General features: G+C 55.1%; 19 protein-coding genes. 13 read left to right on the forward strand and 6 right to left on the reverse strand.

Features of this window, described 5'->3' with window-relative positions; genetic code table 11:
• The first annotated feature begins 97 nt into the window (after positions 1-97).
• Entirely contained in the window at positions 98-1,030 is a 933-nt protein-coding gene (locus BFN10_RS08700; RefSeq protein ID WP_071489330.1) for an iron-sulfur-binding ferredoxin reductase, read from the forward strand.
• Between the two features lie 30 nt (positions 1,031-1,060).
• Positions 1,061-1,810: an enoyl-CoA hydratase gene (locus BFN10_RS08705; RefSeq protein ID WP_071489331.1), complete on the forward strand. Its 750-nt coding sequence runs from the start codon at positions 1,061-1,063 to the stop codon at positions 1,808-1,810.
• Positions 1,811-1,971: 161 nt separating this feature from the next.
• On the opposite strand, the gene pyk is transcribed toward BFN10_RS08705, so the two are convergent.
• Positions 1,972-3,423, reverse strand: coding sequence for a pyruvate kinase (gene pyk / locus BFN10_RS08710; protein ID WP_071489332.1), 1,452 nt, complete (start codon positions 3,421-3,423; stop codon positions 1,972-1,974).
• Between the two features lie 173 nt (positions 3,424-3,596).
• Here pyk and BFN10_RS08715 point away from each other — a divergent pair, with 173 nt between their 5' ends.
• Both BFN10_RS08715 and BFN10_RS08720 read left to right on the forward strand, forming a co-directional pair.
• A complete protein-coding gene (locus BFN10_RS08715; protein WP_071489333.1) occupies positions 3,597-3,971 on the forward strand; it encodes a tol-pal system YbgF family protein in 375 nt (124 codons plus the stop codon).
• A 224-nt stretch (positions 3,972-4,195) separates the two neighbouring features.
• Positions 4,196-4,555: a PilZ domain-containing protein gene (locus BFN10_RS08720; protein WP_071489334.1), complete on the forward strand. Its 360-nt coding sequence runs from the start codon at positions 4,196-4,198 to the stop codon at positions 4,553-4,555.
• 76 nt (positions 4,556-4,631) lie between these two features.
• Here BFN10_RS08720 and BFN10_RS08725 read toward each other — a convergent pair whose 3' ends face one another.
• Together BFN10_RS08725 and BFN10_RS08730 are read right to left on the reverse strand one after the other, a co-directional pair.
• The gene (locus tag BFN10_RS08725) at positions 4,632-5,963 is read right to left on the reverse strand and encodes a DUF58 domain-containing protein (protein ID WP_071489335.1); all 1,332 of its coding nucleotides are present in this window, start codon (positions 5,961-5,963) and stop codon (positions 4,632-4,634) included.
• A 7-nt stretch (positions 5,964-5,970) separates the two neighbouring features.
• The gene (locus tag BFN10_RS08730; RefSeq protein ID WP_371914383.1) at positions 5,971-7,011 is read right to left on the reverse strand and encodes an AAA family ATPase; all 1,041 of its coding nucleotides are present in this window, start codon (positions 7,009-7,011) and stop codon (positions 5,971-5,973) included.
• 248 nt (positions 7,012-7,259) lie between these two features.
• Here BFN10_RS08730 and BFN10_RS08735 point away from each other — a divergent pair, with 248 nt between their 5' ends.
• The 7 genes from BFN10_RS08735 to BFN10_RS28695 all read left to right on the forward strand — a co-directional run bounded on the left by BFN10_RS08735 (position 7,260) and on the right by BFN10_RS28695 (position 16,775).
• Positions 7,260-9,032 carry an ATP-dependent nuclease gene (locus BFN10_RS08735; RefSeq protein WP_071489336.1) on the forward strand — a complete coding sequence of 591 codons (1,773 nt, stop codon included), beginning with the start codon at positions 7,260-7,262 and terminating at the stop codon, positions 9,030-9,032.
• A 665-nt stretch (positions 9,033-9,697) separates the two neighbouring features.
• Positions 9,698-10,492: a Hachiman antiphage defense system protein HamA gene (locus BFN10_RS08740; RefSeq protein ID WP_010425947.1), complete on the forward strand. Its 795-nt coding sequence runs from the start codon at positions 9,698-9,700 to the stop codon at positions 10,490-10,492.
• Positions 10,493-12,973: a DEAD/DEAH box helicase family protein gene (locus BFN10_RS08745; protein ID WP_071489337.1), complete on the forward strand. Its 2,481-nt coding sequence runs from the start codon at positions 10,493-10,495 to the stop codon at positions 12,971-12,973.
• Positions 12,974-13,211: 238 nt separating this feature from the next.
• The gene (locus BFN10_RS08750; RefSeq protein ID WP_071489338.1) at positions 13,212-13,499 is read left to right on the forward strand and encodes a hypothetical protein; all 288 of its coding nucleotides are present in this window, start codon (positions 13,212-13,214) and stop codon (positions 13,497-13,499) included.
• 460 nt (positions 13,500-13,959) lie between these two features.
• A complete protein-coding gene (locus BFN10_RS08755; RefSeq protein ID WP_027981124.1) occupies positions 13,960-14,781 on the forward strand; it encodes a hypothetical protein in 822 nt (273 codons plus the stop codon).
• A 25-nt stretch (positions 14,782-14,806) separates the two neighbouring features.
• The gene (locus tag BFN10_RS08760) at positions 14,807-15,955 is read left to right on the forward strand and encodes a DUF3800 domain-containing protein (protein ID WP_244159044.1); all 1,149 of its coding nucleotides are present in this window, start codon (positions 14,807-14,809) and stop codon (positions 15,953-15,955) included.
• Positions 15,956-16,007: 52 nt separating this feature from the next.
• A complete protein-coding gene (locus tag BFN10_RS28695; RefSeq protein ID WP_027981122.1) occupies positions 16,008-16,775 on the forward strand; it encodes an SIR2 family NAD-dependent protein deacylase in 768 nt (255 codons plus the stop codon).
• 39 nt (positions 16,776-16,814) lie between these two features.
• Here the strand turns inward: BFN10_RS28695 and BFN10_RS08775 are convergent, their stop codons facing one another.
• Together BFN10_RS08775 and BFN10_RS08780 are read right to left on the reverse strand one after the other, a co-directional pair.
• Entirely contained in the window at positions 16,815-17,753 is a 939-nt protein-coding gene (locus BFN10_RS08775) for a hypothetical protein (protein ID WP_071489341.1), read from the reverse strand.
• Positions 17,754-17,924: 171 nt separating this feature from the next.
• On the reverse strand, positions 17,925-18,260 hold the full coding sequence (locus BFN10_RS08780; protein WP_071489342.1) for a hypothetical protein: 336 nt from the start codon (positions 18,258-18,260) through the stop codon (positions 17,925-17,927).
• A gap of 451 nt (positions 18,261-18,711) precedes the next feature.
• Between BFN10_RS08780 and BFN10_RS08785 the strand changes: the two genes are divergently transcribed.
• Positions 18,712-19,161: a 3'-5' exoribonuclease gene (locus BFN10_RS08785; RefSeq protein ID WP_071489343.1), complete on the forward strand. Its 450-nt coding sequence runs from the start codon at positions 18,712-18,714 to the stop codon at positions 19,159-19,161.
• On the opposite strand, the gene BFN10_RS08790 is transcribed toward BFN10_RS08785, so the two are convergent.
• Entirely contained in the window at positions 19,151-19,453 is a 303-nt protein-coding gene (locus BFN10_RS08790; RefSeq protein WP_071489344.1) for a nucleotidyltransferase family protein, read from the reverse strand. The two genes, BFN10_RS08785 and BFN10_RS08790, sit on opposite strands and share 11 nt — an antisense overlap.
• 173 nt (positions 19,454-19,626) lie before the next feature.
• Between BFN10_RS08790 and BFN10_RS08795 the strand changes: the two genes are divergently transcribed.
• A complete protein-coding gene (locus tag BFN10_RS08795) occupies positions 19,627-21,087 on the forward strand; it encodes a Shedu anti-phage system protein SduA domain-containing protein (protein ID WP_156792151.1) in 1,461 nt (486 codons plus the stop codon).
• The last annotated feature ends 92 nt before the right edge of the window (positions 21,088-21,179 follow it).

Raw genomic sequence — 21,179 nt, forward strand, 5'->3', positions numbered from 1 at the left:
GGCAGTATAACCCGGCGCGGTGGCCGATACACCCGACTATGGTCAAACTGTCGCAGGCATGATTCCCTGTGCGCGCCCCTTGTGATTGAGTCGTTATATGCCTGAACTGTACGTCGGCGAACACCATTGGTCGGTAGCCCCCGGCAGCAACCTGCTGGATGCCTTGAACCTGGCGGGTGTGGCCGTGCCCTACAGTTGCCGCGCCGGCAGTTGCCATGCCTGCCTGGTGCGGTGCCAGGGCGAGGTCGAAGACAAGCAGCCCGAGGCCTTGAGCCCGGCGCAGCGCCAGGACGGCTGGCGGTTGGCCTGCCAGTGTCAGGTCAGCGGCGACCTGCGGGTCGAAACGTTTGACCCGACGCGTGACGGCTTGCCGGCCCAGGTGGTGGGTGTCGATTGGCTGAACCCGAACGTGCTGCGCCTGCGCCTGCAACCAGAGCGAGGTTTGCGTTACCGGGCTGGGCAGCACCTGGTGTTGTGGGCCGGGCAAGTGGCGCGACCGTATTCCCTGGCGAGCTTGCCCCAGGAAGATCCATTCCTGGAGTTTCATCTCGATTGTCGCCTGCCCGGCGAATTCAGCGATCTTGCCCGGCAGTTGCAGGTGGGTGATCGACTGCGCCTGGGGGATTTGCGCGGCGGTGCGCTGCAATATGATCCGGACTGGCAAACACGGCCATTGTGGCTGCTGGCATCCGGCACTGGGTTGGGGCCCCTGTGGGGCGTGTTGCGTGAGGCGCTGCGCCAGGATCACCAGGGCGCCATCCGTGTCATTCACCTGGCCCATGATGCCGAAGGCCATTATCTGGCCGAGCCCTTGGCTGCGCTGGCTGCACAGCATCCCAACCTGTCGGTGGAACTGTGGACGGCGGCGCAGGTGGCCCAGGCATTGGCGCAACTGCGGCTTGTTTCGCGGCAAACGCTGGCCTTACTCTGCGGGCACCCGGCCAGCGTCGAGGCGTTTTCCAGGCGCCTGTTCCTGGCGGGATTGCCGCGTAATCAGCTGCTGGCCGATGTGTTCTTGCCCCGCGGTTGAGCGCTGAATGTTCCAGCCGCGAGATTTGCCATGACCGATGCCATCCAACAGTTGCGCGAACGCGGGGCGTTAATCCTGCAGTTCAATCGTCCCGACAAGAAGAACGCTCTGACCCGCGCCATGTACACGCAATTGGCCAATGCACTGGAGCACGCCGACGCGGATGCCGATATCCGCTGCGTGCTGATCCAGGGCAGCAGCGAGTGCTTCACGGCCGGCAACGACATCGGTGATTTTCTCGAACAGCCGCCCAGCGACCTCGACAGCCCACCGTTTCACTTCATGAAAAGCCTGCTCAACTGTCGAAAACCCGTAATTGCTGCGGTGGCGGGGTCTGCGGTGGGTATTGGTACAACCCTGCTACTGCATTGCGACCTGGTGTACATCAGCCGCGATGCGCGTTTGCGCATGCCGTTCGTCAACCTGGGGTTGTGCCCGGAGTTTGGCTCGAGCCTGATCTTGCCGAGGTTGCTGGGGCACGCAAAAGCCGCCGAACTGTTGCTGTTGGGTGAGGGATTTACCGGCGAACAGGCAGTGGCCTGGGGGCTTGCCACTGAAGCGCTGGGCAACGGCGAGGCGGCGCTGGCCAAGGCGCGGGAAGTGGCCGAACGGTTTGAGGCCCTGGCGCCGGGTGCGGTGCAGGTGACCAAGCAGCTCATGAAAAGTGTGGATCGCGAGCAGTTGCGCCAGGTGATCGAGGAGGAGGGCGCCTTGTTCACCCAGCGGTTGAAGTCGCCGGAGGCGATTGCGGCGCTGTCCGCGTTTATCACCCGGCGATGAACGTGTGGTGGTTGATCGGGCTTCATCGGGGGCAAGTCCCCTCCCACCTTTGGTCGGCGGCGCGGTCAAGATGAGGTCCTTTGGCATCACACAACCGCTTCCCTGAAATGCAAAAAGCCCCGCCATTTTCATGGCGGGGCTTTTGTTTTTCAGCGTATCACTCAGACCTGCGGGTCGCCCACGTGCAGGATCTTCATGCCATTGGTGCCACCGGTGGTGTGGTAGCTGTCGCCTTTGGTCAGGATGACCCAGTCGCCTTGCTCCACGACGCCGCGCTTGACCAGCTCGTCGATTGCCTTCTGGCTGACTTCGTTCGGTGCCAGTGAAGCCGGATCAAACGGAACCGTGTACACGCCACGGAACAGCGCCGCGCGGGCCTGGGCTTCACGGTGCGGGGTGAACGCGTAGATCGGCACCGAGGAGCGGATGCGCGACATGATCAACGGCGTGTAGCCACTTTCGGTCAAGGCGATGATCGCCTTCACACCGGGGAAGTGGTTCGCGGTGTACATGGCGGCCAGGGCGATGCTCTGGTCACAGCTTTCGAACTCTTTGCCAATACGGTGGCTGGAGGTCTTGCTGGTCGGGTGCTTTTCAGCGCCGAGGCAGATACGCGCCATGGCTTGCACGGCTTCCAGCGGGTACGGGCCGGCGGCGCTTTCAGCCGAGAGCATCACGGCGTCGGTGTAGTCGAGCACGGCGTTGGCCACGTCGGACACTTCGGCACGGGTCGGCATAGGGTTCTGGATCATCGACTCCATCATCTGGGTTGCCACGATCACCGCTTTGTTGTGGCGGCGTGCGTGCAGGATGATCTTTTTCTGGATACCGATCAGCTCGGCGTCACCGATTTCCACGCCCAAGTCGCCACGGGCAACCATCACCGCGTCTGAAGCCTTGATCAGGCCGTCGAGGGTTTCGTCGTCGGCCACGGCTTCGGCGCGTTCGATCTTCGCCACCAGCCAGGCGGTACCGCCGGCTTCGTCGCGCAGTTTGCGAGCGTATTCCATGTCGGCGGCATCGCGCGGGAAGGACACGGCGAGGTAGTCCACTTCCATTTCGGCGGCGAGCTTGATGTCAGCCTTGTCTTTTTCCGTCAGGGCCGGTGCCGTCAAGCCACCGCCACGACGGTTGATGCCTTTGTGGTCGGACAGCGGGCCGCCGATGGTCACGGTGCAGATCAACTCGGTGCCGGTGGCGGTGTCGACGCGCATGACCACGCGGCCATCGTCCAGCAGCAGTTCGTCACCGACGCCGCAGTCCTTGACCAGGTCCGGGTAGTCAATACCCACGACTTGCTGGTTGCCTTCGGTCAGCGAGTGGCTGGTGGAGAAGGTGAAGGTGTCGCCGATTTTCAGCTCGATCCGCTTGTTGGCGAACTTGGCGATGCGGATTTTCGGACCTTGCAGGTCACCCAGCAGTGCCACGAAGCGGCCGTGCTTGGCAGCCAGGTCACGCACCAGCTTGGCGCGAGCCTTGTGCTCGTCCGGGGTGCCGTGGGAGAAGTTCAGACGGGCAACGTCCAAACCAGCCAGAATCAGCTGTTCGAGGACTTCCGGCGAGTTGCTGGCCGGGCCAAGGGTGGCGACGATTTTGGTACGACGGACGGACATGCACAGACTCCTGAGTTCAAGCGCTGAGGAAGGCTACTATGCTCTTTCGTTGTAGTCATTGTTCGTTTGCACTACTTATCGACGATTGCCTTGTTTTCGCTGCGGCTGGATACGAACATCCTTGAAGATTTTTAACGAGGGGTCGATACACTGCACAAGACAGGAGAACCCTCATGCGAATTTTGCTCATTGCTGCCCTGGCCGTCAGTGTTGTCGGCTGCACCCGTTGGTCGATGGACCACCATTTGAACAATGCCTACCGCGCCTACAAGGTCGGCGATTGCGAGCGTGTCACCCTGGAGTTGTCCCAGGTCGACCGTGAAAGCCGCACGCGCCGCTATGTGCAACCGGAGGTATCGATGTTGCGCGGGCAATGCCTTGAACGGCAGAAACTGTTCGTCGATGCGGTGCAGACCTATCAGTTCATCATCAATCAGTACCCGTCGAGTGAGTACGCCTATCGTGCTCGTGCGAGGCTCGATACCTTGCAGCAGTTGGGGCATTACCGCGGTGCAAGTGTCGCCCAGCCGCGTCCCGCTTCATTGTGATGATAATCGCCATTTCATAACTGGCCTGTTGCCAGTCTTGGGCTATCCTTTGAATGTTCGTTTGTACAAGTTTCTATGCAAACGAATGTGGGCCCGGACTCGGTAGCTGTTCTGGCGACGGACTATTGCCCGTTGTCTTACCGAGATCCATGGAGAGCGGGTTTTATTACTCGTTCCGAATCACTGGCACGGCCGCGTTATGGCCACTGGATGGCGATCTCACCATGTTTACCGACCGACGGATCGAGCGGCATCAGCTACCTTACTTCCTGCAAGTGTTTAACCGTCTCACCGACAAGCCCATCGGTTTTTTGGGCAATGTTTCGGAAGACGGGCTGATGTTGATCAGCCAATTGCCCATGATGGTCGACGTGGATTTCGAGCTGCGCTTGAAGATTCCGGAGGCTGACGGCACCTTTTATCCCATTGATCTCACGGCTACCTGCCTGTGGAGCCACGAAGATATCAACCCGCAGCATTACGATTCCGGGTTCAGTGTGCTGCAGGCCCCGGAGGAGTATGGGCAATTGATCAACGTCTTGTTGCATTACTTCAGTTTTGACCCCTTGCAGGCTTCGGCCTAGCTACAACGCACTGTCGACCCGGTTCAGAGGGATTTACCTCTACCGTGGTCGAGTGTGGTTTTTCAGAACGCTTTTCTCAGAAAGCGCCGGCTTTCTTCCAGCCCAGGTAGCGTGTCACCAGTGCGGGGCCCAGCTCGGATGGCAAGGTGTCCAGGACGGCTAAGCCATGTGCGGTCAGGCGGTCATGCAGCTCGTCCCGTGTGTTGAGGTAGTCGATAGTGCCGCTGTAGGCCAGGGCTTCGGGCAAGGTTTGCACGGGGGCTTGACGCAGTTGGTCGAGTACCTCCTCGCGCAAGCTGGCCACCAGCACCTTATGTTGACGACTGATGCGTTTGACGGCCGTCAACAGGGCTTCATCGTCCTCGTCCCGCAGGTTGCTCACCACAATGACCAAGGCTCGACGCTTCTGCCGGGCCAGCAGTTGGCTTGCCGCCGCCTGGTAATCGGCGGTCCGTCGGGTGGTGTCCAGGTCGTACACCGCATTGAGCAACAGGTTCAACTGGCTAATGCCCTTGACCGGCGCCAGGTAGCGCGTTTGGTCACCGGCAAAGGTGCACAGCCCCACGGCATCGCCCTGGCGCAAGGCAACATAGCTGAGCAGCAGGCACGCATTGAGGGCGTGGTCAAAATGAGACAGTTCGTCATCCTGGCTTCGCATGCGCCGGCCGCAATCAAGCATGAACACGATTTGTTGGTCGCGCTCATCCTGGTATTCACGGGCGATGGGGGTGCGTTGTCGGGCGGTGGCTTTCCAGTCGATCTGTCGCAGGCTGTCGCCTTCGCGAAACTCACGTAGTTGATGAAATTCCAGCCCCAGACCGCGCCTTTGACGTTGACGAACGCCCAATTGGCTCAGCCAGTTGTCCACACCCAGCAGTTGGGCGCCGTAGAGCCGAGCGAAATCCGGGTAGACGCGGGTGGAATCGCTCACTTCGATAAGGCGTCGTGCCGCCCACAGCCCCATAGGGCTGGGCAGATGTATTTCGCAACGACTGAAACTGAAATGCCCGCGCCGCAGGGGGCGAAGGCGGTAGCCCAGTTCGCTGCGTTCACCGGGATACAAGGTTATGGGTTGAGGCATGTTCTCCACGCTCAGCCCGTCGGGGGAATGATCGAATACCTGCACCGTCAGCGGCTGTGGGAAGTCGTGCTCCAGAGCCAGGCGGATTTCGCCCCAGCGTCCCAGCGCCAGGCTGCCGGGCATCTGCCGTTGTACATGCGGAGATGGGCGGCGATGCAATCGTACGGCGTCCAGCATGGCCAGCAGCAACAACGCCAGGAGTAACCCCCAGACGACTGAGTGCAAGGTGTCCGGTACTGTGAGCTGCAATGCTGCCGCAGTGCCCAGCAAAATGCCCAGACCCAGCAATGCGCCGAGCCAGTTCAACAGCAGACGGGTCGGCTTCATGGGCGAGTCACTGCCGGGGTGCCGGAATCTGATCCAACAACTGCCGGAGCACCTGGTCGACCTCCAGCCCATCGATATCCAGCTCTGGGGCGATACGTACGCGATGACGCAGTACTGCCAGGGCGCATCCCTTGATATCGTCCGGTGTTACAAATTCACCACCGCGCAACAAGGCGCGGGCACGGGCGCCGCGGACCAGGTCGATTGAGGCGCGCGGTCCTGCACCGATCGCCAGCCCTGGCCAGCTGCGTGTAGCGCGTGCCAGGCGCACGGCATAGTCGAGCACCTGTTCATCCAGGGCAAGGTCACTGGCAACCTGCTGCAGTTGCAGCACATCTTCGGCCTGCAATACGGTGCGCAATGGGTGTACAGCCAGCATGTCGGCCCGCGACGAGCGGGTGACTTCGCGCACCATCTCCAGTTCCTGCTGCGCGTCGGGGTAATCCATGCGCACCTTGAGCATGAAGCGATCCAGTTCCGCCTCCGGCAGGGGGTATGTGCCTTCCTGTTCGATGGGATTCTGTGTCGCCAACACCATGAACGGTTGGCCGATGGGCAGCGCCTCGCCTTCGAGGGTCACCTGCCGTTCCTGCATGGCCTCGAGCAAGGCTGCCTGGGTCTTGGCTGGAGCACGGTTGATTTCATCGGCCAGCAACAAGTGGGTGAACACTGGCCCCTTGCGCAGCTTGAACTGTTCGGTATGCAGGTCATACACGGCGTGGCCTGTGACGTCGCTGGGCATCAGGTCCGGGGTGAACTGGATACGCGCGAAATCGCCCTCGAAGCAGCGTGCCAGGGCGCGCACCAGCAAGGTTTTGCCCAGCCCTGGCACGCCTTCGAGCAGCACGTGGCCACCGGCGATCAGCGCGGTCAGGACGTCTTCGATCACCGAATCCTGGCCAATCACTGCCTTGCGCAACTCAGTGCGCAGGGCTTGGGCTTGCCCACTGGCGCGTTGCAGGGCTTCACTGGTCAAGGCAGTGGTGCTTGGGAAATCACTCAGCTGTTCCGGTGCCTTGCTAACGGTTAGTTCTAGATTATGATCCATAAATCAATCGCTTACCCAATCTAACTGTTTTTGGCTGACCTTTTGGTCAGTACGCATTCTTGGTCTGTGTACTCAAATCTAACCTATCAGAAGATATGTAGATAAGGAGCCGGGCTCCGCTTGCGCGAGAGAGGATATGTGCTCACAGCGCTGCTGCATCCTTAAGCAATGATGCCAGGATTGTGGCGCATCGCCACTTTCAGGCTACGCTGAGGAGCCTTGCCCACCGTAGAAAAGGAATTCATCCCATGCACGCCTTGAGCAAGATACACATCAAGAACTTCCGCTCTTGCAAGCAAGTAATCCTGCCACTGGGCGATTTCACCCCACTGGTCGGTCAGAATAACGCAGGAAAATCCACCATCCTCGACGCGATCAGATTAGTGCTTGCGCCCAAGGCATTTGCGAAGACAGACGCGAATGATCCGACTCAGCCCATCATCATTAGCGCCTGCGTATCCGGGATTACCGAGGAACTGATTGCGCAAATCCCTGAAGCCAAACATCAAGCAGCGATTACCCCTTACTGCATCAACGGTGATCTTTGGATAAGGATTTCTGCTTCGGGCTCAACCAAACCGACCACAGAGGTGTGGGGGAATGCTGATATAGATGAGCAAGGTCTGCCTACGTCGTGGCGCTCCTATCCGACGGGGTTGCCTCAAGCCATTTCGGCATTGTTACCTGAAGCGTTGCATATCCGCGCCATGGATGATGTCCAGGAAGACCTAGGCAAAGGCAAAGCTGGCAGCACAATTCGTGGGCTACTGGATGAAATCATGGCACCCATCCTCACTGCCCACCAAGAGGTTCAGGATGCACTCACAGCAGTCAGGAATATACTGGGATCCGACGGTGAGAACCGATCCCCTCTGCTGAATGAGTTCGACACCAGCGCCACCAATGCCCTCTCAAGCTTCTTCCCTGGTTTGATGTTAAACCTGGACGTACCGTCAATCGACGTTAAGGAGTTTTTCAAGAGCGGTGATTTAAACGTGACCGATGAGATATCCGGTCAAACCAGACGATTCGACACTTTAGGAAGCGGTGCTCAGCGCGCAATACAAATGGCCTTGATCCGGCTCCTAGCCGACATCCGTAAAACCCGCGATCAAGACCTTTCTCGTCGTCTCTTGCTGATCGATGAACCCGAGGTTTTTCTGCACCCACAAGGTGTCAGGGGCCTTAGAGAAGCACTCCATGTGCTTTCAAAATCCGGCTACCAAGTTGTGTTCACGACCCATTCGCCATTGATGGTAAGCAGGGATAATGCGCCTGAAACGGTAATCGTGCGCCGCTCACGGGAGAACGGTTCCGAGGTTCGCATTCCTATGGGCACGGCGGTTGCTCAAGCTATAGCAGAGGCTCAAGCGCAATCTCGAACGCTTTTTGAGCTTGGAAACATTGCGGAGATCTATTTTGCCGAAAAGGTAATTTTGTGTGAGGGCAAAACTGACCAGAGGTTGCTACCCCTCATTTACGAGAAGCTCTATGGCGTTAGTCCGGAGCTTGAACGGATCTGTTTCGTTGCCCTTGGGAGTTGCACCGCTATACCTAAAGGATTTTCTGTACTGACGGCAATGGGTATCAAATGTGGCGTGATCGCTGACTTGGATTTTGCTTTCACCCACGCTAGAGGCCCTTGGCTTCCGAAGGAATGCGAAGAGATGGATAACGTCAGATCTGCACTTCGGGTTGTCAGCCAAGCCGAAGGTTTCCAGCTCGGAGGAAATGGAATGCCTCAGAAATCCCAGAACGGAACTGCAGCGGATTGTTGGGCTGCCTTCGCGAGGCATGCTGACGGTCGACCGCTCGCAGATGCGGCTCATGAAGCCATGAAAGCAGGATTTTCAACTTGGGTCTGGCCGATGGGATGTATTGAGGATGCCTTGAGCATTGTGGAAAAAGGGGAAGCCGCAATCATTGCTCAGGAAGATAATATTCGAACCTGGCAGCCGGAGACGATAGATCAAGAATATCCTGTTTTCCGCAGCACCCTTGATTGGATGCGAGCTCTCTGACCGGCTACGTTATCTTTATGCTTCCGCTTGGAAGCATAATCCAGCCTGCTTGCTGCCCTTCTGTAGCGATCCTACCTGGGGCTGCGAGCAGATCTGTTAGCCCGGTTAGGCACTTTGAAGATCGAGGTGAACGAGAGCGTCTTCGACGTAATCCATCCTGGCTCGTCAATGATTTGGGTGGCTTACCGCAGTGCTGGGCCACCGCGCATCAAACCTTGGCTGCGCTTGGTTTTCGCCCGGCAGGCGTCCACCCTTCGGCCATCTTGGCTGGCGCTATCCGCTGGCGCCCGAATCTTTTTTCCAGCATGTCAGGAACTGCGTAGCTAATCTGCGCAATCAGTCGCATCAAACCTCCCAATCCATCCAGCTTGCGGAACCTCCGCAGCCTGTCCCCTGGACATTAGCACCACTCTCCGCAGAGTGAGTGTGGCGTGAGCATGTGATCTGACCTGGCTCAAAGCAGCCCGCCCCGACAGGCGTTGGTCTCTACTTTCAACAGAATCATCTCGCTATACTTCAAGAAGTGGCATAGTGCCGTCATGGCTATTTCAGCCTGTGGGCTGGCCTTGCTACTTGGCAGTAAAACCAACAGTAGACCTACAGGCCGCTGCGATGGATGCAGCGGCAGGATTTCAGAGGCTGCGGCCCCTTTGGATATTTGAGTTATGGATGGCGTCGTTTTCAAGCAAGTGGGTCAATACGCAATGTGCTGCATCGAGTCCTTCTCAGATGAGCTGAAGGACACTCTCAGGGCAAATCTGACCAGGATATGCCATGGCGCCGATCAGGCGAGCCGGAGCATGGTGGTATTCAAATACGCGGCAACCTTGAAGTCATTCTGGGATCGCTATTCCAGCAAGGATCAGAATACTCGTACTGGGATGCTGGGAGAGTTGCTTGCGCATGTCGTAATACTCGAAATGCTCGACGATTTTGATGTCGTTTCGCCTTTCTTCAATATGGAAGAAAAACATATCCGGAAAGGTTTTGATCTCATTCTTTATCAACCCTCAACTGACGAGGTGTGGATTACGGAAGTGAAGTCGGGGGCAGCCGGAAAGAAAACCTCCTGTGCAGCCAGCAAATCCATGCTTGCCAAAGCACGTGATGACCTTAAGGGCCGACTCGCTGAATCAGAAATGAATCATTGGCTGAACGCCATGAATGCCGCGCAGAAATCCATCAACGATAAGAAAAGCTACAAAGAATCTGTGCTCGCCATCCTGGGCATGGAGGGTGACAAAGCTTACGGGAATTCTGCCGTACCATCAGACAATAACGTGGTCTTGGTTTCTGCTTTATTCAATGATGTCTCGCACAAGGTTATGGAGACAAGTATTGCGGACTTTACCACTACCCTAACAGCGACTCCTATCTTCAAAACTGTCTTGGTATTATCCCTCCATAAGGGAACACTTCAGAAACTGGAAGACTTTCTCCGCGCCGAGGCAGGATGCTAAATGCAAGAGCTAACTATCAAGGAATTGGCAAAAACCCGTTTCAAAGACATTTACATGGAGCTTCTCCGTGGCAGCGAGATGTCCGACGGGGATACTGTTAAGCTGCTTGCGATTGCAGTCCTGCTCCTCAACCACAAAGCGCCTGAAATAAAGCGTTTAGGTTATAGGGTGACTTTATTTTATGGCAATCTGACGGGGAGATACGAGCCGCTTTATGACGTATCTATCAATAGTGGGCTATTACCTGTCTCTGCTGTTCTCGGTAAATCTTTTGAGAAAGATGAAAGGCTAAGTAGGTCATTCATTCAAAATATTGTGAGTAGTTACGTAGACACATTCCGTGATCAGGGGATGGTGCTTACGGAGCAGCAGGATACTCTGAGAACTTTCGTCCAGGACGAATATGAGAACTCGTCAGTAGTCATTGCCCCGACGTCCTACGGGAAGTCTGAGCTCATTATCAAATCTGTCAAAGACAACCCCTCTAAACGCATCCTTATCTTGGTGCCATCGAAAGCTTTGCTCGCCCAGACGAAGAAGCGCCTGATTTATTCAGATATTCCAAAGTTGGGCAAGGTGGTGACGCATCCGGAGATGTATTCGCCCGAGCGAAACAATCGAACGTTTGTGCTTACACAAGAGCGCCTGAATCGACTACTAAACGAATACAGTGGTCTGTACTTCGATATGGTGTTTGTGGACGAGGCTCACAACCTCCTTCAGGGCGACAGTCGCAATGAACTATTGGCGACTATGCTATGCATCCTAGGCGCTAGGAATTCTCAGACTTCATTTAAGTTTTTGACTCCTTTCCTTTGTAACGAGCTTAACGTTCGAGTTCGTTACCTTGATATGACACCCAAGGGCTTCAGGGTAGATGAATACATCAAGTCTGAGCGCTTCTACACCAGAGACTTCAGGACTGGGAAGAACGACGGCAAGCTGAAACTCTACGACCATTTCCTCAACCAATGGTTGGAAATCGACAGAAAGCACAAGAATTGCTTCGACCTGATCAAGCGCGAATCGTTAGCCAAGAATATTATTTATGGCAACACCAAAAAGAAAATTGAGCAGTTCGCCGTCGAGCTCGCCAACACTTTACCTGATATCGACTGCCCATTAGTTCAGCGAGCTTGTGATGAGCTTGAGGAGACATTCGATAAGCGATATAGGCTGATTTCATGCTTGCGCAGGGGAGTGATGTACCACCACGGCTCGATCCCGGACACCATACGACTGTATTTGGAAAACCTGTTCCACCAGTCAAAGGCGATGAAGTATCTGGTCTGCAACTCCACTCTGCTTGAAGGCGTAAATCTTCCTATTGAGCGCCTGTTTATTTTTGACTATTCAAAAGGCCGTGGAAATCTGACCTCATCGCAATTCAAAAACCTAATCGGTCGTGTCAATAGATTTAGCGAGGTGTTCGCACCCGAAGCGGGCACCACGCTTAAAAAGTTAGAGTCAAGCATCTACCTTTTGGGTGTCGACGGCTTCACGAATAAGAAATCTAATCTTCAGACCTTCTATGAAAAAAACGTGAATGTTTCGAAGGTCGACGAAGACAGCGTAAGCAACGTTCTGCTTCAAGAGACTGCCATTTTGGATGGCCCAATGGCAGACCGGCATCGTGACGCTGTGGCAAGGCTGGAAAACCTCCAACCTGGCATAGTCACTGGTCAAGAGTGTGAGTATGTCAAGACGCAGGTTGGCCAGTTGCTGATCGCTAACAGTGTGAGTGAGATTGACGTGTTCGCCACTGAGGAGCAGATTGATAGCGCGATTAGTACGTCGGTTGAGGAATATGGTTTGATCGATAGCGCTGACCGCCTCCTGCTAGAAATCAAGTCTTGCTTTGTTGACAATTTCGATGATAAGAGAAAGTACAGTGACCTAAAGCGACTGCAAAACAAGGCTACTATAGATTTCTATGCTATGTTTTTGGACTGGAAACTGAAAAAATACAGCCTCAAGCAGATACTAAGGTACACATTAAAATATTGGCGCGAGCTTCCTGAGAAAAAGGGGACGGACTATGTGTATGTCGCAAACTGGGGTGATACTAAGTTTGGTAATAGCCAGTTTCCTTATTGGGTCAGAATTTCAACCAAGGATGATGTAGAAAGAGTCAATCTCGCTATCGTTCGTCTTAAGGAAGAAGATGATTTTTTCGACAACAAGATTTTTAAATTTGTTGAGGTGCTGAACGGGGTTGGGGCTATTGATCCAGCTTTTTATAAACGCATGAAATATGGCACCACGGATGACGCAAAAATCAAGCTAATCCGAGAGGGTTACAGTCGTGGTCTGTCCGAGCTGTTGCTTGATCGATACCCCCAGTATGTTCGCCTCGATAGAAATGGCGAGATCCAGGTTAGCTCTAGGGTCATTGGGTTGATGAGGGACAATGAAGAGAGCGACCTGCTCATCTTCGAAGCTCAGATGAACCTGAAAGCGGTTCCCGAGCCGGCGGCTTAACCCTCCCAGGTATTGCTGAGATCGTCCGACCCTCTTGGTCTATGGCCAAGAGGGTCGTGACATCCTCTCGTTTGCCGCTTTAAGTGCGATATCAAAGAGCCACTTGCCACGTGACACTGCGCCATAGCTGAGGCAGGATTAGGGTGCCCAAGCACCTTCGTGCTCGCCATATAGGGGGCAGCGTTGGCTCGCATGGAGCACTTATCTTTCCACAGCTGTTCACGCAAATGGAGTTCACATGGCTGTAACGCTGAAACGCTCGAACCTTCAGACTGATGTCTATACCTACACTTGGGCTCGGGATGAAGGGGACTCGCCTTATGCTGGCATTCAGGATCGTCGTCAGGTAGACAAGGACGAAGGCTACGAAGTCCTGTACTTCCTGGAGCAACTCCTGAACAAGCACGACAAGAAAAAGGTTACTGAGCTGCATGCCGCAGAAGACGCCCTTCATCACAAAGACTTGAGCAAGGTCACTGATCGGGTTGACCTCACCGCAGGGGTTGAGAAAATCCTGGGCTGGTAAACAAAGCTGATGCGTACGCGGGGCATGCGGGATATCTTCATAACTGCAGCTTAATGGCGATGATGCCGTTGCAGTTTTGGGCTTGCCCCCGCTGGGGTACGGCTGTCGTAAACCAAACCCTGGCTTCGCCAGGTTTTGGCCCTGCGGGCTTCCATCCTCAAGCCTCTGGCACATCCCGAGCCGGCGCGCTCCGCTTGCGTTCATGGCAGATACCCGAGCCCCCCTCTTAGATACTCCCCGCGTAACCGGCCTAGGGCTGCCGCTCGCGCAGCCTATTGCAGAGTTAATTTCCCTGACCTATGATCGGCCCAGGCGGTGATGGTCGCCTGGCGCCTGTTTCGCGAAGCAATAGCCCATCGTAGATACATCCCTCGTTTTACATCGGCATGTCCCTAACCCGACGCTGCCCGGTGAACAGGCAATCGGTAACCAAAGCGTCTATGGTTTTGGAGACATTGCTATGTCCGATTTTTCCCCGCTCAACATTTTCAAATCTCAAGCCAAGCAGCTCGCTCGTGATCAGGACGTAAAGCTTTCTGTCGCTCAAGAGACCCTCGCACGGAAAGCTGGCTTTGCTGATTACCACGAGCTCGCTGTGGTCGCTCAGCGGAACCCCGAGGATCCGCGCTTGATGATGGCTGTCTTTGGGATCAAGGATTTTGACGACGCGATCCACGAGGACGATGTTTACTCGGATCTGGATCAGGAGTTGGAAGATCAGCTGTCCGGTGCGATTGCGGAGACAAATGCAAGCGGATTCACGGTGGACGCCTTGACGGTCGATGCTACTCAATACGCCGACTCAACCGGGATACTGAGCTTGGGAGTTTCGCTGACCTATCAGGGCGAGCAAGACCAAGATCGGGTGTATCACGGTGCAGCATTCTTCCTTAACGCCACAGTCGAGTTGCTTCGCCGTGATGGTAAGTGGTTGCTTGCAGAGGATGGCGTATCCATCTCCAGTATGGAATCAGATGCTGATCGAGATCGTAGATCTGAGCACGAATATTGGGCTCAGGTGGAAGAGGCTCGAAACAGCAACCGCATGTCCATGGCGCAAGCACTCGCAAGCGAGCTGGGGATATCGGTCGAAGATGGCGAGCTCTTGGCGGGATCAGAGATCACCACCAACGAGTCGGATGATGGTCTCGTGTACAGCTACTGGATCAATTTTGAACCTGAAGCTGAAGGCGAACTGAGGGCAGACCTGCTAGCGCGTTTTGGCTCGCTCGAGTACGAGCTACACGTAAACTTCTTCGATGATGTTGAACACGAGTTCTGATATCGATGAGGTGGTGGCCAGCTTCATGCTGGCCATTCAGGACTCCACGAAGGCAGAAACGCAGGGTAGCGAAATGACAACAATCTACTTCGACGAATCAGGCAACACAGGACGTCAGCTGGCCGATCTCGACCAACCACTGTTTATCCTCGGCTCCTGTGACTTCAACGCTGAAGAGTGTGAGCGATTGCTCCGCCCACTGCGCTCCAGGCAGGCGCCTGAAATCCACTTCAAAAAGCTTCGAAAGACTGGGCGGGGGCAAGATCGGGTCATTGAGCTATTTCGGTCTGGTCTAGTGACGCCTGAGCGCTTCAAGGCACAGGTGTTTCACAAGCGGTTCATGCTGCTGACCAAGGTGATCGATGACCTCCTGGAGCCGCTGCTTTACTACCAATTCGACTTCAACCTCTATGAGAATGGCCAGAACATCGCTTTGAGCAACATGATCTTCGCTTGCCTTCCACTCGCAGTGGGAGATGCCTGCTTTGATCAATTTCTTTCTTTCTACTACGACATGTGCGGCGAGAAGAGCGAGGAAGCTATCACCGCGTTCTACGAGTATTTAGAGGTGATGAAAGAAGCTGCCGCACAGAGCACGCTGCCGATGGAGTGGGAGCTTGAGATGCTGTCAATGAGCTCGATGATTGTTCGGGATGCCCTCGAAGAGCTGCCCAAGAGTACCTTCAACCCTGCGATCCCGGCGTTCTTTTCACTGTGTGTTGAATGGGGAAGGCAGCACGCCCGGTTCGACGCGATATGCGATGACTCGGAGCCCCTGGAACGTCAGGCCGATTTTTTCAAGGCAATCGCCGAGCTCGAAGAGCAGGCTGAAGAGCAACAAGTGATCGGTTTCGGAAACGCCCAGATTGAGTTGCCCCTGAGACTGAATACGTTGACCTTCAGCGCCTCACACGACTCTGATGGTATTCAGCTTACCGACGTGCTCACTAGCGCACTCTCGTATTACTACACCAAGCGGCAGAAGGGTGAAACAGACGATGAGTTCTTCATCAAGCTGGACAGCCTAGGCTTTCTGCATGATTTCGTCAGTGGATGTGTTTGGCCTACAACAGATGTAACCCCTGAAGCACTTGGAAGGGCGGGTGATGAAGGTGGGCACAACCCAGCGAACGCATTCGCTGACTTTATGATGGCACGAGACAGGCAAGATTAGCACCGGGCCATAATGGCGGCACCCAAATGAGATCCGATTCTAAGGAATGCTTATGATCACCAGCTCCCTCGCTGAGCAATTGCGTAACGCTCAGCATGTCGTTGTCTTCACAGGCGCTGGTGTATCAGTAGAAAGCGGCATCCCAACATTCCGAGATGCTTTGACTGGGCTGTGGGAGCGGTTTGATCCTGCACAGCTCGCCACCAGCGACGCATTCCGAGCTGATCCATCACTGTGTTGGGGATGGTATGAATGGCGCCGGAATAAGGTTCTGCAGGCGCAGCCAAATGGAGCCCATCTCGCTATCGCCGAACTGGCCAGGTACGTACCCAAGCTCACTGTCGTGACTCAGAATGTTGATGACCTTCATGAACGGGCAGGCAGCCGGGACGTATCCCATCTGCATGGCAGCCTGCACTCGCCTCGGTGTATCGATTGCCGGCTTGCTTATACGTTGCCCCTCACGTCCGAAGCTCTGCCTGAGGGCGGGAGTCGGATTGAGCCGCCACGATGCTCTGCATGTGATGGATATGTTCGACCTGGAGTCGTTTGGTTTGGTGAGATGCTGCCAGAGGACGCTTGGAGTGCAGGAATCGCAGCAGCAGCGGAATGCGATGTCTTCCTGTCGATTGGTACGTCCGGGATTGTTTATCCGGCAGCAGAGCTTCCGCTACGCGCGTTGGGACGTGGCGCGACTGTTGTTCACATTAATCCTGCGCGGTTTGATATCAGCGGTCAGGAGCACTTTCTCGAAGGCCCTGCCTCTGTGATGATGCAGAGCCTGCTTCGCGAAGCCTTTGGCGACCATCCTGTCTCGTAGTCTATGACGATTGAAACTAAAAGAGCCGCGAACATAGAACTAATTCCGAACACGCTCACCCAAAATTGACATCCTGTAAACGTTGGCGAGGTATTGAGCATCGCTCGCGAATTGTCTCGCGTGCTTCTCCCAGCGTGGCTGGTCGGTGACTGTCAGAATTGAGGTGCCGTCGGGAAGATTATCACCAACGATTTGGCCTTGAACCCCATTAACGAACACCTTTAACGCGTCATAGAAGTCTTTCCCGGCCAAGAGAGAAGCTTTAATCTCTTCCGAGCCTTCCTGGTGTAACCAGCTTTTGATGTTGAAGCGGAGCGCGTCTTCTACTTGCTCGACGTCACGGTGAAGATCTCGAAATGCATCGAAAGCTAGCTCCGGGATCCATCCTAGGGTGAAGTCGTACTGCTCCAACCAATGCAGATCGGACACAGAGAGGCAGGTGGGGACGTAGCTGCGCAGCTTGGCGAGCGACACCATGTAGTCATCATTGGAGGGTGCTTGTGGGGTAACTGACAAACTGTAAGCGTTTGGGAAAATACGCTGCAGTACGTCTTGAGGTATGGACTTGAGATCATCCGCACTGTAATCGGCCCAGTGTTTCACATGAACGGAAAATGAGCTTCCGTCCGGACGCTTATGCCGATAGACAGAACCACTGTTTTGCTGATCCTGAATGGTGGTGTGCTTGTGAGCAGTCGTAAAAATCACGTAGCCTTGAATTTTTCCTGCATACCCATCAGTTTTTTCCAACTCATCCAGCACCTGCTTCCAAGTGAATGAGGTTTCGCGCAACTTGCATTGGCCGACCAGTGGAAAATCCGAGCTTTTGGGGACTAGATCAACCCCAAACTGGCTCTGACCTTTGTGACCGTAGCATTGGTATTTGATATGCGGGTCGTGCTTGTGGGCTATTTGCTCCATGAAGTAGCAGCAAAGTTCCTCCCAATGTTCCCAAATCTCAACCTTCAGTCCTAGCATTTCCAGCTCCCTTGGCGGCGGGAAGTTGTTGACGCGATGAGCGGGTGCAGCGGCCTAACGTTGGCAGGCATGATCATCGCACTAGAGGTCATGATATCGAGATCTGAAACGTAATGCGCCCAAGCTGAAGGCCGCGTAAGGTGATCGGCTTGAGGAGCTAATGAGCTCCATCTACATCGACTTGACCGAGACGACCTCCACGTACTTGTACTTTTTCCTAGCAGACTTCACAGCCTCCTGCTCAGCCAGCAGCGAGCTCAACGTGCCGGCTTCGTGAATTAGCTCGTACGTTTTTCCTTCGAATTCGTTTCCGACTCGGAGAGTGACCCTGAGCCTGGGCGTGAATGCTTTGCCCATTTTCTTCTTGGCTGCGGGAGCTGCTACCGGCTTCGTGAACACTACATCTGGCACTGGCTCCTGCAACGGAGCGGCGGGCAACTGATGTTCAGGCTGAGCCGTACCGAACAGGGCACGACGCATTTCTTCTTCAGTCAAATCAGCACTCATAAACATCTCAATGGGGTGGGGCAGTAAGCTTGAAAGCTACTGGGACAGCTACGGCAGGGGGCTGACTGCTGTATAAGTGAGGTCAGATGCCCAAGTCAATTTCGAGGCAGGAGCCTCTCCAGGATCGCGAAAGCTGCTGTTTCGGCAGTCGCGTAATGAGCCCGTCGGCAAGATCGCTCGCGTGACGAGCGTACAATGTTACGGCCCTGGAGCCGGCGTTCGACCAGGTACAAATGCCCCGACTCGCTCTTGGGCAATTTTCAGTATATTCAGGACTTGTTGGCTCTCAGATGCTCGACTAATCGCGTGGGTGGAGGAGACGCGCCTCCCCACAGCTCCACAACCAGCTCGAGTAGCCCATCATGGCCAAGATGCTGGAGGGCCATGTCCCATAGCTGTCCTTCCTGCGCCATATTTAGGCGGGCCCTAGTCATCACGGAGTTTTCGTAACATGAGGCTCTTTCTTGATTGCGAATTCACCGAGCTCTCAGCAGCAGCGAAGCTGATTTCGCTGGCACTGGTTGCCCCGGATGGTCGCGAATTCTACGTCGAAGTGATCGGCACGTGGCGAGAATACGACTGCAGTTATTTCGTGAAGGAGATCGTACTGCCACAGCTCTGGGCCGGTGAGTACGCCATGCCGATAATCGAGGCCAGGAAGGCACTCCTCCAGTTCTTGGCAACCTACGACGAAGAGCTCGAAGTTGTCACTGACGCCCCTGTCTACGACTGGGAGCTGTTTTGCGAGCTCGCCTATCACGATGGGAAATGGCCCAAGAACGTCAGAAACTTTCCCACTGATGCCACGACCCTGACAGCGATGAATGATGGGGAAGAACTGCCTCACCATGCCCTGCTAGACGCCAGGATCATCGCAAGCATGTTCACAGCTAGAGCGTAACCATCTCACGCTCGATGGATTGCCTGAGGTGTTCAGGCATGTCGTTGCTCACGTGAAAGTCGACCGGCACACCCACCAAGACCTGAAGCTCGTCTTCGAGGCCGGCGATGTCGAACAGGGAGATTTTGCCGACCATTGCTGGAGGAATGGTGGCGAGCAGATCGAGGTCACTCCCTTCGTGATCATCTCCTCGAGCGGCAGAGCCGAAGAGTCTGGGCTCAATGAAGCCATAGGTCTCGATCAGACGTCGAACCTCCCCTTCCTTTCCTCGTATCGCGTCAGTGGGCCTCATACCTTTCTCCTTGAGCCACAGGCGCTCATCGATGCCCCCGGCGAACCAGCATTTTGGTGCCCGTCTTTCCGGAGCTCAAGCGGCTCGTTAGACTCGGTATAACGCCTTCGGCGACCACTATCTTGATCAGGGACGACAGCACTATGCCTTCTATGCGGCCCTCGCAGTACGCCATGCAGCAGCGCACCGACGGAGGGCCTTTTCTTCGGTTTGATCTCGAAGACACTGGGGCTTTGAGCGAGGAAGAGCTCTCGGCCATCGAATCAGATGAGGGGTACGAGTCCATCGGTGAAGAGATATATGGGATTTCTAGGGTCTATTACAGCGACGTCGCGTTGGCAGAGCATGAGCCAGGTTGGCACCTTCTGCTGGAGGTTGCACCGTCTTACCTGACCATTTATCCCATCAACCCTAGAGCCGAACACCCCGAGTACGGTCAGCCCCGATATCACGGAATCAGGTCGATCATCATTACAAGACCTGTTTATACACCGTACTCCCATCCAGCCACTCCTTACGAAGTAGATGAATTGCTCGATGGGCTTCCGGAAGGGCTTTATACGGATTGGCGCTACGGCCTTGGCTTCAAGTACGAATACAGGTGCATCGTCCAGGCACTGAGCAGCCTAAAGGGGGTTGATACCATCGTGATACACGGTGGTACTGGTCACAACGATGCGAAACTCAAAGGCAACGAGTTTTACTTGGGCGTTGATCGTCTAGAGCAGCTGCGGAAATGCCTGGATCGGTTAACCCAGCGCCACCAGCGGGAGACGGCGTCTGACAAGAAACTTGCCTGCTATACAAGCCTGCTTCATGAAGCTGCGCCTGAGCTCTATCCTCCACGCGCCAGGAAGCTGCCTCCTGACCTTCTCGCTAACTTGGTTTCTCTAGGATCCCTGTCGCCCCGGCTTTCGCCTAAAGATCAACAGCAGGCAGCCAAGCTGACGGAGCAAAACGTTCCTGCGCTTGCTAAATCTGCGCCCAACTCACTGTTCAATCTCAAGGCAGAAATCGAGCTCGTTACACTCGGAGAACTCATTGAGATCTATCGAAAAATGATGGACAACAAGGTAAGCGAACCTAGATGGCAGCGGTTCTTAAGTGAACACCCCTTCGTGCTCGACATGGCATTTGGGTATCCGGTCAAGAAGATTGCAGACCAGCCATACATCGGCGGTAAAGGCTTCAGTGGCCGGGGCGGTCAGTTTTCGGATTTCCTGATGGCCGCCAGAGCAACCGGAAATCTTGCCCTCATCGAGATCAAGCATCCTCAGACTGAGCTGCTCGGTCAGTCATACCGGCAGACATTCGTGCCTTCCTATGAGCTAGGCGGTGCAGTCGGTCAGATCATTAGCCAACGCAGCGTGCTTCAACGGGAGGTTTTCGGTTTGTCCCAGGAGCTTGATGAGCGCGTTCACGCACACGCCATTGCGGCAATCGTCATCATTGGTCGAACTCCCAGGGATCTGGCTAAGCAGCGTGCCTTCGAGCAGTATCGAAGCGGCCTGAAGGATGTATTGGTGGTGACTTTTGATGAGCTCCAAGTACGACTAGAAAGCATCCACCAAGCCCTCACGCCCAAGCCGCCGGTGGAGCCAGAGCCAATCCGCGAGGAAGATCTACCATTCTGAGCCTAGGGCAATCAAATTTGCGCCCCGTGAGCGATGCGCACCAATAATTAATTTCTGCTGCTGGCCGTTCCAGAGCTCGAATCTGATAACCA

It is taken from the genome of Pseudomonas extremorientalis (assembly GCF_001870465.1).
Taxonomy (GTDB): Bacteria; Pseudomonadota; Gammaproteobacteria; order Pseudomonadales; family Pseudomonadaceae; genus Aquipseudomonas; species Aquipseudomonas extremorientalis.